Raw genomic sequence first — 15138 nt, forward strand, 5'->3', positions numbered from 1 at the left:
GGAGCTTGCACATGCCTACTGCCAAAACCGCCAGCAGCCGCCGCTCACGCAAGGCGCTGCTGGTCATCGACGTACAGAACGACTTCATCCCCGGTGGCGCGCTGGCCGTGCCCGGAGGCGACCAGATCGTACCCTTGATCAATCGCCTGGGCAGCCACTTCAAGCAGGTGGTGATCGCCCAGGACTGGCACCCGGCCGGGCATATCTCGTTCGCCTCCAGCCACGACGGCCACGCACCGAACGACATCATCCAATTGCCCTATGGTCCGCAGGTGCTCTGGCCAGACCATTGCGTACAGGCCAGCCGTGGCGCCGAACTGCACCCCAAACTCAACCTGCCCCACGCCCAGTTGATCCTGCGCAAGGGCTGCAATCCGGATATCGACAGTTACTCGGCCTTCGTCGAGGCGGACCGCAGCACCACGACCGGCCTGGCCGGCTACCTGAGCCAGCGCGGCATCGACACGGTGTATCTGGTGGGGCTGGCCCTGGACTATTGCGTGGCCTGGTCGGCGCTGGATGCGCGGGCGGCGGGGTTCAATACCTTCGTGATCGTCGATGCCTGCCGGGCCATCGACATGGACGGCTCGCTGGACAAGGCCACCCGGCAGATGCGCGCGGCGGGGGTGAACCTGATCAAGGCCAGCGAGCTGCAGCCGACCGCATTGTGCTGAAACAACACCTTCCCTAAACGCCGGTTTGCCGGGCATTCCCCGTCGCCGGGGGTGCCCGGCAAGGCTCAGGCCGGCATCGGCAGCCACAGGCGAAAACGCGCGCCGCCCAGCGGTGAGGCTTCGACGGTCAGGGTCCCGCCCTGGGCTTCCAGGGCCCGGCGGCTGATGGCCAGGCCGAGGCCGAAGCCGCCGGTGGCGCGATCGCGGCTGCGGTCCAGGCGGTAAAAGGGTTCGAACACCCGCTCGCGCTCGTCGTCGGGAATGCCGATGCCATCGTCGTCGACCCAGATCTCACAGCCGCGCTCGCTGACGTGCACCCCCACCTGGATACGCTTTTCGCAATAGCGCGTGGCGTTGCGCAGCAGGTTCTGGATCGCCCGGGCGGTCAGCCGCGGGTCGAGGCTGAAGCGCTCCAGGCTGCCGTGCAGTAGCACATCGATGACGATGTCCGGGGATTCCAGTTCGTCGTCGACGCTGCCGAGGATGCTGTCGATGAACTCGTCCAGCGACACCTCGACCTGCTCCGGCAACTGCGCCGGGATCTGCAGACGGCTGTAGGACAGCAGCTCGAGCACCAGTTCGTCCAGCTCGCGAATATGCGCCACCAGCCCTTGCAGGCGCTCGCGGCTGGTGGCCGGCAGGTCGTCGGAGAGCGCCAGCGCCAGGCCGAAGTCGAGCCGGGTCAAGGGCGTGCGCAGCTCGTGGGACACCGCGTTGAGCAGGTCGCGTTGCTGGTTCAGCAGGTTCTCGATGTCGCCGGCCATGGTGTCGAAGACATTGGCCAGGCTGCCGATATTGGAGCTTGAGGGGATCTGTGTGCGCTCGCTCAAATGGCCCTTGCCGAAACGCTCGGCGGCGTGTTTCAGACGCTCCAGGTCGCGCCAGTGCGGCCGCAGCCAGAGCAACAGGCAGGCGAGCATGGTCGCGCCGATCAGCACGTTGATGCTCCAGTACAGCAGGCTGACGTCGATCGGGTCCGGCGGCACCACCATCTGCACCGCCATCTGCTCGTCCAGCGGCGCCACCGCGAGGGTGCGCCAGCCCCAGTCGCCGACCCGCACCACGTTCTCGCCGCGTTGCAGGCGTTCGCGCTCGTACAGGGTGAAATCGGCATCGTCGTTGCGGGTCAGAACGATGTGCAGCGGCTGGAATTCCTGGTCCATTTCCGCGGCCAGGGCCGGCCACTGCTCTGAGGGCACGCCGCGAAACTGCTTGACGATCAGGGTTTGCAGGCCCCGGGAATAATCCAGGTTGTAAGTGACGAAACGCTCGTGGAAGACCTTCACCACCAGCTCCGGCACCAGGTAGATCGCCGCGCTGAACGAGACGATGGTCACCAGGTACAGGCGAATCAGGATTCTCAGCATCGACTCAGCATTCCCATTCGGAACGACTGAACAGGTAACCCTTGCCCCACACGGTCTTGATCTTGCGCGCCTCGCCGGCATGGTCGTCGAACTTGCGCCGCAGCTTGGAAATCGCCACGTCCACCGAGCGGTCGGTGCCGTTGAACTCGATGCCCCGCAGGCGTTGCAGGATCTGGTCGCGGCTCAGCACCTCGCCGGCATGCCGGGCCAGCACCACCAGCAGGTTGTATTCGCCGCTGGACAGCTCCACCAGCTGGTCGCGCCAGCTCACGGTGCGCTCCGACAGGTCGATGCACAGGTTGCCCATGAGGATCCGGTCGCTGGCAGTCTGCGGCTCGCCGAGGCTGCTGCGGCGCAACAGGGTGCGCACTCGCGCCAGCAGCACCCGCGGCTCGCACGGTTTTGTCACATAATCGTCAGCGCCCATTTCCAGACCCAGCACCTGATCATGGCTATCATCACGGGCGGTCAGCATCAGGATCGGCAGCGACGCCGAATCGGCCCGCAGCAGGCGGCAGACCTGCAGGCCGTCGAGGCCGGGCAGCATCAGGTCGAGAATCACCAGGTCCGGCGGGTTGACCCGCGCCCGTTCGCGCACCTGGTCGCCGCGGCTGATGACATTGACCTGATAGCCGTTGCGCTCCAGGTAACTGGCGATCAGTTCGGAGAGCGCGGAGTCGTCTTCGACCAGAAGGATGTTGGGCATGGGGATTGAAGTCTTTGAGTGAATAAAAACACAGCGACAACGTTCCTTAGAATGTTCCCTGGGAAGCCGTCGCCCGATCAGCGAGACACAAAGGATATACAACCTCGCGCCCGCCCGAGCATTCGTTTCACACTTTTTCACACAGCACCTACACAGCTTCACAGCGGTCCTGGCGGCATGCCCTTAGCATGCCGCAGTCATCATTGGGGTATCAGCATGTCGAAAAACCTGTTTGCGCCGTTCTGCCTGTTGTTGCTGGCAGCCGCGCTGAGCGCTTGCGACCAGGCCTCCACCGCCGAAGAACAGGCGCCGTTGGCCAAGGTCCGGATCGAAACCGTCGAGACTCGCCCGCTGTCGATCAGCAGCGAACTGAGCGGGCGCATCGCCGCGCCGCGTATCGCCGAGGTGCGCGCACGGGTGGCCGGGGTGGTGCTGCAACGGACCTTCCGCGAAGGCACCGACGTCAAGCAGGGCGACGTGCTGTTTCGCATCGATCCGGCACCGTTCAAGGCCGACCTCGACAGCGCCCTGGCCAGCCTGCGCAAGGCCGAGGCCAACGCCTTCCAGGCCCGCTTGCAGGAGCAGCGCTACGCCCAGTTGATCGCAGACCAGGCCATCAGCGCCCAGGAATACGACAACGCCCGGGCCAATGCGCGCCAGACCGCCGCCGACGTAGCCGCCAACCAGGCCGCCGTGCAGCGCGCCCGGCTGAACCTGGGCTATGCCACCGTCACCGCGCCGATTTCCGGGCGCGTCGGCCGCGCCCTGGTCACCGAAGGCGCACTGGTGGGCCAGAACGAGACCACGCCGCTGGCGCTGATCCAGCAACTGGACCCGATCCACGCCGACCTCACCCAGTCGACCCGCGAGCTCAACGACCTGCGCCGCGCCTTCCGCGCCGGCCAGTTGCAGCAGGTCGGCCAGGACCAGGCCAAGGCCACGCTGATCCAGGACGACGGCAGCCTCTACCCGCTGCCGGGCAAGCTGCTGTTCGCCGACCTCAGCGTCGACCCGAGCACCGGCCAGATCATCCTGCGCAGCGAGTTCCCCAACCCGGACCTCGACCTGCTGCCCGGCAGCTTCATTCGCGTACGCCTGGAGCAGGCGGTGAACCGCCAGGGCATCAGCGTGCCGCAGCGGGCCATCCAGCGCGACAGCGCCGGCATCGCCCAGGTGCTGCTGGTGGATGCCGAGCAGCGGGTGGTGCAGCGTCCGGTGCAGCTGGGCGCCGTGCAACAGGACCGCTGGATCGTCAGCGACGGCCTCAAGGCCGGCGACCGTATCGTCGTCGAGGGCCTGCAGCACGCCCGTCCGGGCGAAAAGGTGCAGATCGACGACAGCCCTCTTCCCCTTGCCCAGACCACTGGACAGTAGGTAGGAACCCTCATGCCGCAATTCTTTATCGACCGTCCGGTGTTCGCCTGGGTGGTCGCCCTGTTTATCCTGCTGGCCGGCGCCCTCGCCATCCCGCAGTTGCCGGTGGCGCAGTACCCCAACGTCGCCCCGCCGAGCATCGAGATCTACGCCGTGTACCCGGGCGCCTCGGCGCAGACCGTGGACGAAAGCGTAGTCAGCCTGATCGAGGAAGAACTCAACGGCGCCGACCACCTGCTGTACTTCTCGTCCCAGAGCAGCCTGGGTAGCGCCACCATCACCGCCACCTTCCAACCGGGCACCAACCCGGAAATGGCCCAGGTCGACGTGCAGAACCGCCTCAAGGTAGTGGAGCCGCGCCTGCCGCAAGCGGTGACCCAGCAGGGCCTGCAGGTGGAAAAGGTCTCGGCCGGCTTCCTGCTGCTGATCACCCTCACCTCCAGCGACGGCAAGCTCGACGACACCGCGCTCAGCGACTACCTGGCGCGCAACGTGATGAACGAGATCCGCCGCCTGGACGGGGTCGGCAAGGCCCAGCTGTACGGCGCCGAGCGCGCCATGCGGGTATGGATCGACCCGCAGAAGCTGATCGGCTTCAACCTGACCCCGGCCGACGTCAACGCGGCGATCGTCGCGCAGAACGCCCAGGTCTCGGCCGGCAGCATCGGCGACCTGCCGAGCCACTCGAACCAGGAAATCACCGCCACGGTATTGGTCAAGGGGCAGCTGTCGACGCCGCAAGAGTTCGCCGACATTGTCCTGCGGGCCAATCCGGACGGCTCCACCGTGCGCATCGGCGACGTCGCCCGGGTGGAAGTCGGCAGCCAGGAATACCAATTCTCCACGCGCCTCAACGGCAAGCCTTCCACTGCCGTCGGCGTGCAGCTGTCGCCGGGGGCCAACGCCCTGAGCACCGCGACCCTGATCCGGGCGAAGATGGACGAGCTGTCGCGCTACTTCCCGGCCGGCGTGGAATACAAGATCCCCTACGACACCTCGCCCTTCGTCAAGGTCTCGATCACCAAGGTGGTCTACACCCTGGGCGAAGCCATGTTGCTGGTGTTCGCGGTGATGTTCCTGTTCCTGCAGAACATCCGCTATACCCTGATCCCGACCCTGGTGGTGCCCGTGGCACTGATGGGCACCTTCGCCACCATGCTGGCGCTGGGTTTCTCGATCAACGTGCTGACCATGTTCGGCATGGTCCTGGCCATCGGCATCCTGGTGGACGACGCCATTGTGGTGGTGGAGAACGTCGAACGGATCATGGCCAGCGAGGGCCTGTCGCCCAGGGAGGCGACGCGCAAGGCGATGCAACAGATCACCGGCGCCATCGTCGGCATCACCCTGGTGCTGGTGGCGGTGTTCCTGCCGATGGCCTTCATGCCGGGTTCGGTGGGCGTCATCTACCAGCAGTTCTCGCTGTCGATGGCCACCTCGATCCTGTTCTCGGCCTTCCTCGCCCTGACCCTGACCCCGGCCCTGTGCGCCACCCTGCTCAAGCCGATCGCCAAGGGCGAGCACCATGAAAAAGGCGGCTTCTTCGGCTGGTTCAACCGGCGCTTCGAAAACCTCAGCGACGGCTACCAGCGCTGGGTCGCCTATGCGCTGAAACGCTGCGGCCGCTACCTGCTGGTGTACGGCGTGCTGCTGGTGGGCCTGGGGCTGCTGTTCAGCCGCCTGCCCTCTTCGTTCCTGCCGGTGGAAGACCAGGGCTACACCATCACCGACATCCAGCTGCCACCGGGCGCGAGCAAGAACCGCACGATCCAGGTGGTGGAACAGATCGAGGCGCACAACGCCAGCGAACCGGGGGTCGGCGACAGCACGGTGATTCTCGGCTTCAGCTTCTCCGGCAGCGGGCAGAACGCCGCACTGACCTTCACCACCCTCAAGGACTGGTCGCAACGCGGCAGCGACGACTCGGCGCAATCCATCGCCGACCGGGCCAACGCCGCCTTCAGTGAAATCAAGGACGCGGTGTCCTACGCCGTGCTGCCGCCACCGGTGGACGGCCTGGGCACCTCCAGCGGCTTCGAGTTCCGCCTGCAGGACCGCGGCGGCCTCGGCCATGCCGCGCTGATGCAGGCCCGCACCGACTTGCTGGCCGCCGCGGAAAAGAGCCCGATCCTCGTCAACGTGCGCGAAAGTGCCCTGGCCGAGGCGCCGCAGGTGCACCTGGAAGTCGACCGCAAGCAGGCCAACGCCCTGGGCGTGTCCTTTGCCGACATCGGCAATGTGCTGTCCACCGCGGTCGGTTCCAGCTACATCAACGACTTCCCCAACCAGGGGCGGATGCAGCGGGTGGTGGTCCAGGCCGAGGGCGATCGACGCAGCCAGGTGGAAGACCTGCTGAAGATCAACGTGCGCAACAACCTCGGCAAGATGGTGCCGCTGTCGGCCTTTGCCCAGGCGCGCTGGACCCAGGGCCCGACCCAGTTGACCCGCTACAACGGCTACCCGGCCATCAGCATTTCCGGCGAGCCGAGCGCGGGCCACAGCACCGGCGAGGCCATGGCGGAAATCGAGCGCCTGGTCAGCCAGCTGCCCACCGGCCTGGGCCAGGAATGGACCGGCCTGTCGTTGCAGGAACGCCTGTCCGGCAGCCAGGCGCCGCTGTTGCTCGGGCTGTCGCTGCTGATCGTGTTCCTGTGCCTGGCGGCGCTGTACGAGAGCTGGTCGATTCCGACCTCGGTGCTGCTGGTAGTGCCCCTGGGTGTGCTCGGCGCGGTGCTGGCAGTGACCCTGCGCGGCATGCCCAACGACGTGTTCTTCAAGGTCGGGCTGATCACCATCATCGGCCTGTCGGCGAAAAACGCGATCCTGATCATCGAGTTCGCCAAGAGCCTGTACGACGAAGGCCACGACCTGGTGGACGCCACGGTGCAGGCCGCGCGCCTGCGCCTGCGGCCGATCGTCATGACCTCGCTGGCGTTCATCCTCGGCGTGGTGCCCCTGGCCATCGCCAGCGGCGCCAGTTCGGCCAGCCAGCAGGCCATCGGCACCGGGGTGATCGGCGGCATGATCACCGCGACCCTGGCGGTGGTATTCGTGCCGGTGTTCTTCGTGGTGGTGATGAGGCTGGTCAGGCGCAACGGCAAACAAGCGGTGAGCGTCACGGCGCCAGGAGCGGCCGAATAGTCATGCGGCGGCGGGTCTTCAGCGTACCGCGTGATCGTTGAAGGCTTATCAAGCCATCGTTGAAGACTCATCGCGAGCAAGCTTCGCTCCTACACAAGAGCCATGTAACCGCAGGGGCCCCGCCCCTGCGGCGACGGCATGCTAAGGTTTGCGGCAAATCCGCCACTGCGAGCCGCCATGTCCCTTCTTGTACGTACCCACCCTCGCCTGACCATCGGCGCCCTTATCGGCCTGGCCGCGGGCGTCCTGGTGCCGGCCGACACCCTGATCAGCAAGATTCTCATCGGCTGGAACGCCGGGGTCTGGAGCTACCTGGCGCTGATGTGCTGGCTCACCGCGCGCTCCAAGGCCGACGATGTGAAACGCATTGCCGAGGTCGAGGACGAAAACGCCGGGCTGGTACTGCTCATGGTCTGCATCGCGGCCATCGCCAGCCTCGCCGCCATCACCCTCTCGCTGTCCGGCAGCAAGGACCTGGAAACCGGCCGGCGCCTGCTGCACTACGCCTTTACCGGCCTCACGGTGATCGGCTCCTGGCTGCTGATCGGGGTGATCTTCAGCGTGCACTACGCCCGCCTCTACTACACCTGGAACGGCAAGGACCCGGCCCTGCGCTTTCCCGAAGGCCTGACCACCCCCAATTACTGGGACTTCCTGTACTTCTCCTTCACCATCGGCGTGGCGGTGCAGACTTCCGACGTCGGCGTCGCCACCCGCGAGCTGCGCAAGATCGTCCTGGCCCAGTCGCTGATCGGCTTTCTGTTCAACACCGCGATCCTCGGGTTTTCCATCAACATCGCCGCCGGGCTGTTCGGTTGAAGTCGCACAAATCTTCTAGACCCGCCCTGGCCGGCGGGCGCTAACTGTCACGCTCGCCCTTGCCACGGACACTTCATGAACGCGCACAACTGGATCGATCTGGCCCAGGACGCCGATACCGGCATCGAAACCCTGCGCGCCCATTTCACCGGCCATGCCTACGACCCGCACTGGCATGACAGCTACCTGGTGGGCGTGACCGAAGAAGGCGTGCAGCAATTCCACTGCCGGCGCGAGCGTTTTCACAGCACCCCGGGCAAGGTGTTCCTGCTCGAGCCCGGGGAAATCCATGACGGCGATGCCCCCACCGAAAGCGGCTTCACCTACCGCATGCTGTACCTCGACCCGAACTGGCTGGAGCGTGAACTGAGCGCGCTGTTCGAAGAGGCGCCGGCCGACAGCCAGCTGAGTTTCGCCACCACCCTGGCCAGCGACCAGCGCCTGGCCCTGGCCACCAGCAATGCCTTCCACAGCCTGCACCACGGCGAGCTGCGCATCGTCCGCCAGAGCGCCATGGACCAGTTGCTCGACCAGCTCACCGGCCACCTGCACTGGCGCAAGCGCTACCACGCAGACCCGCGCCTGCCCCTGGTGGCGCACCAGGCCCGCGACTACCTGCATGCCCACGCCCAGCAGGACATCAGCCTGGACGAGCTGGGCGCGGTCTGCGGCGTCGACCGCTTCCGCCTGACCCGCGCCTTCAAGGCCGCCTATGGCCTGCCACCCCACGCTTACCTGGTGCAGTTGCGCCTGGCCAAGGCCCGACGCCTGCTGGCCCGCGGCGAACAGCCGGCCGAGGTGGCCATGGCCCTGGGGTTCGCCGACCAGAGCCATATGGGCCGCTGGTTCGTCCGCGCCTATGGCCTGACCCCGGCGGCCTACCGCAAGCGCTGCTCAAACCTTCCAGACACCTGAACCCGCACCGGCGAAGATCGCCTCCCTCGATCTTCACTGGAGCCTGCCCACGATGTTCTCCTTCTTGCCTTCCCTGCCTAGCCTGCTGCCCTTCCTGCTGTTCGCCTTCGTGGCCTCGATCACCCCGGGGCCGACCAATATCCTGGTGCTGAGCAACAGCGCCCGCTACGGCTTCAAGGCCGCGCTGCCGATCGTTGTCGGCGCCTGCGTGGCCGCCGCCGGCATAGTCGTGCTGGTGGGCAGCGGCCTCGGCCGCACGCTGATGGAAGTGCCCGGCCTGCCGAGCGCCATGCGCTGGGCCGGGGTGATCTGGTTGAGCTACCTGGCCTGGCAGATCTTCCGTGCCCCGGCCGCGTCCCTCGACCCACAAGCGGACACCCACCACCGGCGCCTGGGCCTGCTCGGCGCCGCCAGCCTGCAACTGGTCAACCCGAAAACCTGGATGATGGCCCTGGCCGTGATCAGCGTGTTCGCCGGCAACGGCAGCGAACGCCAGGACCAGGTGTTGTACCTGTCGCTGGTGTTTTTCCTGGTGTCCCTGCCCTGCCTCGGCGCCTGGGCGCTGCTCGGCGCCGGCTCCGCCCGGCTGCTGCGTTCGCCGCTGGCCTTGCAGCGTTTCAACCAGGGCATGGCACTGTTGCTGCTGGTCTCGGCCTGGGCGAGCCTGTGGGCCTGAAGAGGCTGGCCGCCGTCGCCCCAGTGCAAAAGCCAGTCGCCTCAGGGCGCTTTCATAACGATCAGGGTTACCTAAAGTGGTGGGCACGGCGCAACAAGACGCCGCCCCCGACAATAACGACCTGCCGAACGAGACCCTCCGATGAAAACCCTGTTCAAGCCTTGTCTCCCGCTGCTCTGTGGCGCCCTGCTGCTCAGCGCCAATGCCTGGGCCAGCGAGCCCGCCTCCTGCAAGACCGTGCGCATGGGCGTGGTCAACTGGACCGACGTCATCGCCACCAGCGGCATGGCCGACGTGCTGCTGACCGGCCTGGGTTACGACAGCAAACAGACCAGCGCCGTGCAGCAGATTATCTTCGCCGGCATCCGCGACAAGCGCCTGGATATCTTCCTCGGCTACTGGCAACCGGCGATGGACAAGAACATCGCGCCGTTCCTCGAGGCCGGGCAGGTCAAGGTCCTGGACCAACCGAGCCTGGCCGACGCCCAGGCCACCCTCGCCGTGCCGGACTATGTCGCCACCGCGGGCCTGAAGACCTTCGCCGACATCGCCCGCTTCAAGGAGCCACTGGGCGGCAAGATTTATGGCATCGAGCCCGGCAGCGGCGCCAACACCACCATCAAGACGATGATCGACAGCGACCGCTTCGGCCTCAAGGGCTTCAAGCTGGTGGAGTCCGGCGAGGCCGGCATGCTCGCGGCGGTGCAACGGGCGATCAACCGCAAGGAGTTCGTGGTCTTCGTCGGCTGGACCCCGCACCCGATGAACATCAACATGCGAATCGCCTACCTGACCGGCAGCGAAGACGTCTACGGGCCCAACGAAGGCGCGGCCAGGGTGTCCACCGTCACCGCGCCGGACTACGCCGAGCGCTGCCCCAATGTCCAGCGCCTGCTGCAGAACCTGACCTTCAGCGCGGCCCAGGAAAGCCAGCTGATGGTGCCGATCATGGAACGCAAGACGCCTCAGGACGTGGCGCGGCAATGGCTGCGCGAGCACCCCGAAGACCTGCAACGCTGGCTGGTCGGGGTCAGCAGCTTCGAGGGCAAGGACGGCGTGGCGGCGGTGCAGGCCAGCCTGAAATAGTGGCGTCCTGCCGGTCTCATCGCGAGCCAGCTCGCGATGGCCCTCTTCCAGACAACGGACACTCCCGCCCATGCGCCACTACCCGCTCTCTCCCCAACTCGCCGCCTTCGTCGAGCGCACCCTGAGCTTCACCAGCCCCGACAACAGCCCCCAGGGCCTGCGCGACAACTACAGCCGCATGTGCCGCGCCTTCACCCCGCCCCGTCCCGAGGGCCTGCGGGTCAGCGAATTGCAACTGGCCGGGGTGCCGGCGCGCGCCTATTGCCCCGCCCGCCCGATGCCCGCCGACGGCTGGCCCTGCCTGTTGTACCTGCACGGTGGCGGCTGGGTGGTCGGCGACCTGGATTCCCACGACTTCATCACCGCCTACCTGGCGGCGCAGTTGCAGGTGCTGGTGATTGCCGTGGATTACCGCCTGGCGCCCGAGCATCCGTTCCCCGCCGCCTTCGACGATTGCCTGGCGGCCTGGCGCGCCTTGCAGGCCGGCGCCAGCCCCTTTGCCCTGGATGCCCGGCGGCAGTTGGTGATCGGCGACAGCGCCGGCGGCAACCTCGCCGCGGCCTTGTGCCTGGCCCTGCGCGATGCCGGCGAACAGCTGCCCGCCGCCCAGGTGCTGCTGTACCCCGGCCTCGGCGGAGGCGCCGACCTGCCCTCGCGCAGCCAGTGCGCCGATGCGCCGCTGCTCGGCAGCAACGACCTGGACGCCTACCAGGCCCTGTACCTGCCCGGCCCGGAACGGCATTCGCCTTATGCCCGGCCCTTGCTGGCCACGGACTTGCGCGGCCTGCCCGCCGCCTTTATCGCCCTGGCGCAGTTCGACCCGCTGCGCGACGACGGCGAGTTGTATCACCAGCGACTGCTGGCCGCCGACGGCCACAGCCAGCTGTACCCGGGCCTCGGCCTGGTGCATGGCTGCCTGCGCGCCCGAGGCCTGGCGCCGGAGGTGGATGCGCTGTATGGCGCCCTGCTCGACTATCTGCGGGCCTGCCTCGGATAGTCTTTCTTCAGCGAAACCGCGCGGCCCTTTTCGCGGGCAAGCCTCGCTCCTACGAAGAGCCCGTCAAGCGCATGACTTCCCCCGTAGGAGCGAGGCTTGCCCGCGATCACCAGCAACGCAGGTGCCAGACACCTCCCTCTACCGAAGAAGACCGCCCGCGATCGACTGCATGACATTTTTTTCATGCCGCTGGCGCTGATCGCGCTTGACGGCGAAAGCGCTTTGCTGTTTCCTGAAACCGGTTTCAGCGATGCGGCGGAACGTCGCACCTGGAGCGGATATACCCCATAACAAGAACGCCAAAGACAGGTCGCCGCCCGTGAACAGTTTTTCCGCCGCCCAGCGCAGCCGCGTCACCATGCTCGATGTCGCCGAACGCGCCGGGGTCTCCAAGGCCAGCGTGTCGCGCTTTATCGGCGAAGACCGCGCCCTGCTCTCCGATGCCATCGCCCTGCGCATCGAACAGGCAATAGCCGAGCTGGGCTACCGCCCGAACCAGATGGCCCGTGGCCTGAAACGCGGGCGCACGCGCCTGATCGGCATGCTGGTGGCCGATATCCGCAACCCCTATTCGATTGCCGTGATGCATGGCGTGGAAACCGCCTGCCGTCAGCACGGCTACAGCCTGGTGGTGTGCAACACCGACCGCGACGACGAGCAGGAGCGCCAGCACCTGGCCAACCTGCGCTCGTACAACATCGAAGGCCTGATCGTGAACACCCTGGGCCATCATCTGGACGAACTGCGCGAACTGCACCGGGAAATGCCCATGGTCCTGGTGGACCGCAAGGTCGAGCAACTGCACAGCGACCTGGTCGGCCTGGACAACCCGCAAGCCGTGCGCAGCGCCATCGAACACCTGCAAGAGCGCGGCTACCGCGACCTGCTGCTGGTCAGCGAACCCCATGACGGCACCAGCTCGCGGATCGAGCGCAGCAACAGTTTCAAGGCGCAGATCGAGCAACGCCCGGCGTTGCAAGGCGCGGCGGTGGAAACCGGCACCGCGCTGAACCAGCAGCTGCAACAGTTCCTCGCCGCCCCCGGCCCTGGCCCGAAAGCGCTGTTCTGCGCCAACGGCGTCGCCGCCCTGGCCGCGACCCGAGCCTTGCGCGAGCTGGACTGCCCGCTGTTCGACGAGATCGGCCTGATCGCCCTCGACGACCTCGACTGGTATCCGCTGGTGGGCAGCGGCATCACCGCCCTCGCCCAACCCACCGAACGCATCGGCGCCAGCGCCTTCGAGTGCCTGCTCAAGCGTTTGCGCGGCGATGTCGAGCCGCTGCGGGTGCTGGACTTTCCGGCCGAGCTGATCGTCCGCGGTTCCACCCGACAGCGAGGATCTCTGTAACCACTGATCGACTCGGGAATCGCGGTGCCGGTGTAGCCGCTGCCGAGCCAGCGAGGCTGCGATCGGCAACGCAGTTGCCGCAAAACCTGTATCTGCGATCTGCCTGGAAAACGCTTCGGCCGGGTTACCACGGCTACGCCGCCGATCGCAGCCTGCGGCAGCGGCTACAGGGAATGCGGCAAGCAACGGAATGCAGGCAGCAAACTTTACGCTTTTTTTTGCAAAGAAATGAAACCGGTTTCAGAGGCCATGACCATGAATAAATCGCCTGTCTCCATCAGCCTGTCCAGCTACGGCGCCGACCGCGTCCGTGAGCAGGGCCAAGGCAGTTTCATCGAGGTGCTGGCCGCCGCCGGCGCGTCGCGCATCGAATGGCGCGAAGAGCTGCTGACCGTCGAAGACCCGTCCCAGTTGGCCCGGGCCACCCGCGAGCGGCAACTGGAAAGCGTGTTTTCTTCGCCGCTGGAACTCTGGGTGGCCGGGCGTTCCCGAGCCAACCCGCTGCTGGAACAGGCGCTGCAACGGGCCGAAGCCTTCGGCGCGAAAAGCCTCAAGGTGTCCCTGGGGTATTTCACCGAGCACAACGACCTGCCCCAGCTGGCCCTGCTGCTGGCGCAGTCCCCGGTGCAATTGCTGGTGGAAAACGACCAGACCCTGCACGGCGGGCGCATCGAACCCTTCCAGCGCTTCTTCGCCGAGGTCGAGCGCCACCGCCTGCCGGTGCAGATGACCTTCGATATCGGCAACTGGCAGTGGCAGGACCAGTCCGCCTCCGCCGCCGCGCGCCTGCTCGGCCGGCATGTCGGCTACGTGCACTGCAAGGCCGTGGCCCGGCGCGCCGACGGCAAGCTGGTGGCGATACCGCCGGGCATGGCCGACCTGCACCTGTGGGAACAATTGCTGCGGCACATGACTCAAGGTGTGACCCGGGCCGTGGAATACCCGCTGCAAGGCGAAGACCTGGTGCAGCTGACCCGCGAACACGTCGCCACCCTCGCCCGCCTCGGCCAGTCCCGCCTGGAGCACGCCCATGTCTGAGCTCGATATCCTGTCGTTCGGTGAAACCATGGCGATGTTCGTCGCCGAACAGAGCGGCGACCTGGCCCGGGTCGGCCACTTCCACAAACGCATCGCCGGCGCCGACAGCAACGTGGCCATCGGCCTGTCGCGCCTGGGCTTCAAGGTCGGCTGGCTGAGCCGGGTCGGCGCCGACTCCCTGGGGCGCTTCGTCATCGACAGCCTGCAAGCCGAAGGCGTGGACTGCCGCTACGTCGCCACCGACCGGCACCACCCCACCGGTTTCCAGCTCAAGTCCCTGGAGGAGCACGGCGACGATCCGCGGGTGGAGTACTTCCGCCGCGGTTCGGCGGCCAGCCACCTGAGCGTCGCCGACATCGCCCCCCAGCTGCTGCGCGCCCGGCACCTGCACGCCACCGGCATTCCCCCGGCGCTCTCGACCTCGGCCCGTGACCTGTCCCACAGCCTGATGAGCAAGATGCGCGCGGCCGGCCGCAGCGTGTCCTTCGACCCGAACCTGCGGCCCGGCCTATGGGGCAGCGAACAACTGATGATCGACGAAATCAACCGCCTGGCCGTGCTCGCCCACTGGGTGCTGCCGGGCCTGAGCGAAGGCCGCCTGCTGACCGGCTATGAAGACCCGGCCGATATCGCGGCGTTTTACCTGGACCAGGGCGTCGAGGTCGTGGCGATCAAGCTCGGTGCCCATGGCGCCTACTACCGCACCCAGCTGCACGAAGGTTTCGTCGAGGCCGTACCGGTGACCCAGGTGGTCGACACCGTGGGCGCCGGCGACGGTTTCGCCGTCGGCCTGATCAGCGCCCTGCTGGAAAACCACAGCGTCGCCGAAGCGGTGCAGCGCGCCAACTGGATCGGCAGCCGCGCGGTGCAGAGCCGCGGTGACATGGAAGGCCTGCCGAGCCGCGATGAATTACCGACGGTCGCTGCGCGACCGATCGCGAGCAAGCTCGCTCCTACAGTGGCTGCGCAAGTTCTGTAGGAGCGAGCTTGCTCGCGA

Annotated in this window: 14 protein-coding genes; 12 read left to right on the plus strand and 2 right to left on the minus strand. The window is 66.7% G+C overall.

Annotated features, from left to right (window positions below; genetic code table 11):
- Nucleotides 1-11: 11 nt before the first annotated feature.
- The gene (gene pncA / locus CXQ81_RS18895) at nucleotides 12-674 is read left to right on the plus strand and encodes a bifunctional nicotinamidase/pyrazinamidase (protein ID WP_053261447.1); all 663 of its coding nucleotides are present in this window, start codon (nucleotides 12-14) and stop codon (nucleotides 672-674) included.
- A gap of 65 nt (nucleotides 675-739) precedes the next feature.
- On the opposite strand, the gene CXQ81_RS18900 is transcribed toward pncA, so the two are convergent.
- Together CXQ81_RS18900 and CXQ81_RS18905 are read right to left on the minus strand one after the other, a co-directional pair.
- Entirely contained in the window at nucleotides 740-2041 is a 1302-nt protein-coding gene (locus CXQ81_RS18900) for an ATP-binding protein (protein WP_007926529.1), read from the minus strand.
- A 4-nt stretch (nucleotides 2042-2045) separates the two neighbouring features.
- On the minus strand, nucleotides 2046-2747 hold the full coding sequence (locus CXQ81_RS18905) for a response regulator transcription factor (protein WP_009044166.1): 702 nt from the start codon (nucleotides 2745-2747) through the stop codon (nucleotides 2046-2048).
- A gap of 216 nt (nucleotides 2748-2963) precedes the next feature.
- Between CXQ81_RS18905 and CXQ81_RS18910 the strand changes: the two genes are divergently transcribed.
- The 11 genes from CXQ81_RS18910 to CXQ81_RS18960 all read left to right on the plus strand — a co-directional run bounded on the left by CXQ81_RS18910 (nucleotide 2964) and on the right by CXQ81_RS18960 (nucleotide 15120).
- Nucleotides 2964-4121, plus strand: a complete 1158-nt coding sequence (locus tag CXQ81_RS18910; RefSeq protein WP_037034818.1) for an efflux RND transporter periplasmic adaptor subunit — start codon at nucleotides 2964-2966, stop codon at nucleotides 4119-4121.
- Between the two features lie 12 nt (nucleotides 4122-4133).
- Nucleotides 4134-7262 carry an efflux RND transporter permease subunit gene (locus CXQ81_RS18915; RefSeq protein ID WP_101338171.1) on the plus strand — a complete coding sequence of 1043 codons (3129 nt, stop codon included), beginning with the start codon at nucleotides 4134-4136 and terminating at the stop codon, nucleotides 7260-7262.
- Between the two features lie 177 nt (nucleotides 7263-7439).
- A complete protein-coding gene (locus tag CXQ81_RS18920; protein ID WP_007923170.1) occupies nucleotides 7440-8081 on the plus strand; it encodes a DUF1345 domain-containing protein in 642 nt (213 codons plus the stop codon).
- Nucleotides 8082-8156: 75 nt separating this feature from the next.
- Complete coding sequence (locus CXQ81_RS18925) at nucleotides 8157-8996, plus strand: AraC family transcriptional regulator (protein ID WP_007923169.1); 840 nt, start codon at nucleotides 8157-8159, stop codon at nucleotides 8994-8996.
- Between the two features lie 52 nt (nucleotides 8997-9048).
- Nucleotides 9049-9672, plus strand: a complete 624-nt coding sequence (locus CXQ81_RS18930) for a LysE family translocator (protein WP_101338172.1) — start codon at nucleotides 9049-9051, stop codon at nucleotides 9670-9672.
- A gap of 141 nt (nucleotides 9673-9813) precedes the next feature.
- Entirely contained in the window at nucleotides 9814-10758 is a 945-nt protein-coding gene (locus CXQ81_RS18935; RefSeq protein WP_101338173.1) for a choline ABC transporter substrate-binding protein, read from the plus strand.
- Between the two features lie 70 nt (nucleotides 10759-10828).
- Entirely contained in the window at nucleotides 10829-11755 is a 927-nt protein-coding gene (locus CXQ81_RS18940) for an alpha/beta hydrolase (RefSeq protein WP_101338174.1), read from the plus strand.
- A 96-nt stretch (nucleotides 11756-11851) separates the two neighbouring features.
- Complete coding sequence (locus CXQ81_RS18945; protein ID WP_101338175.1) at nucleotides 11852-12046, plus strand: hypothetical protein; 195 nt, start codon at nucleotides 11852-11854, stop codon at nucleotides 12044-12046.
- 28 nt (nucleotides 12047-12074) lie between these two features.
- Complete coding sequence (locus CXQ81_RS18950; protein ID WP_101338176.1) at nucleotides 12075-13103, plus strand: LacI family DNA-binding transcriptional regulator; 1029 nt, start codon at nucleotides 12075-12077, stop codon at nucleotides 13101-13103.
- Between the two features lie 255 nt (nucleotides 13104-13358).
- The gene (locus CXQ81_RS18955; RefSeq protein ID WP_101339439.1) at nucleotides 13359-14141 is read left to right on the plus strand and encodes a sugar phosphate isomerase/epimerase; all 783 of its coding nucleotides are present in this window, start codon (nucleotides 13359-13361) and stop codon (nucleotides 14139-14141) included.
- Complete coding sequence (locus CXQ81_RS18960) at nucleotides 14134-15120, plus strand: sugar kinase (protein ID WP_101338177.1); 987 nt, start codon at nucleotides 14134-14136, stop codon at nucleotides 15118-15120. Before CXQ81_RS18955 ends, CXQ81_RS18960 begins: the two co-directional genes overlap by 8 nt.
- The last annotated feature ends 18 nt before the right edge of the window (nucleotides 15121-15138 follow it).

It is taken from the genome of Pseudomonas sp. 09C 129, from assembly GCF_002843625.1.
Taxonomy (GTDB): Bacteria; Pseudomonadota; Gammaproteobacteria; order Pseudomonadales; family Pseudomonadaceae; genus Aquipseudomonas; species Aquipseudomonas chlororaphis.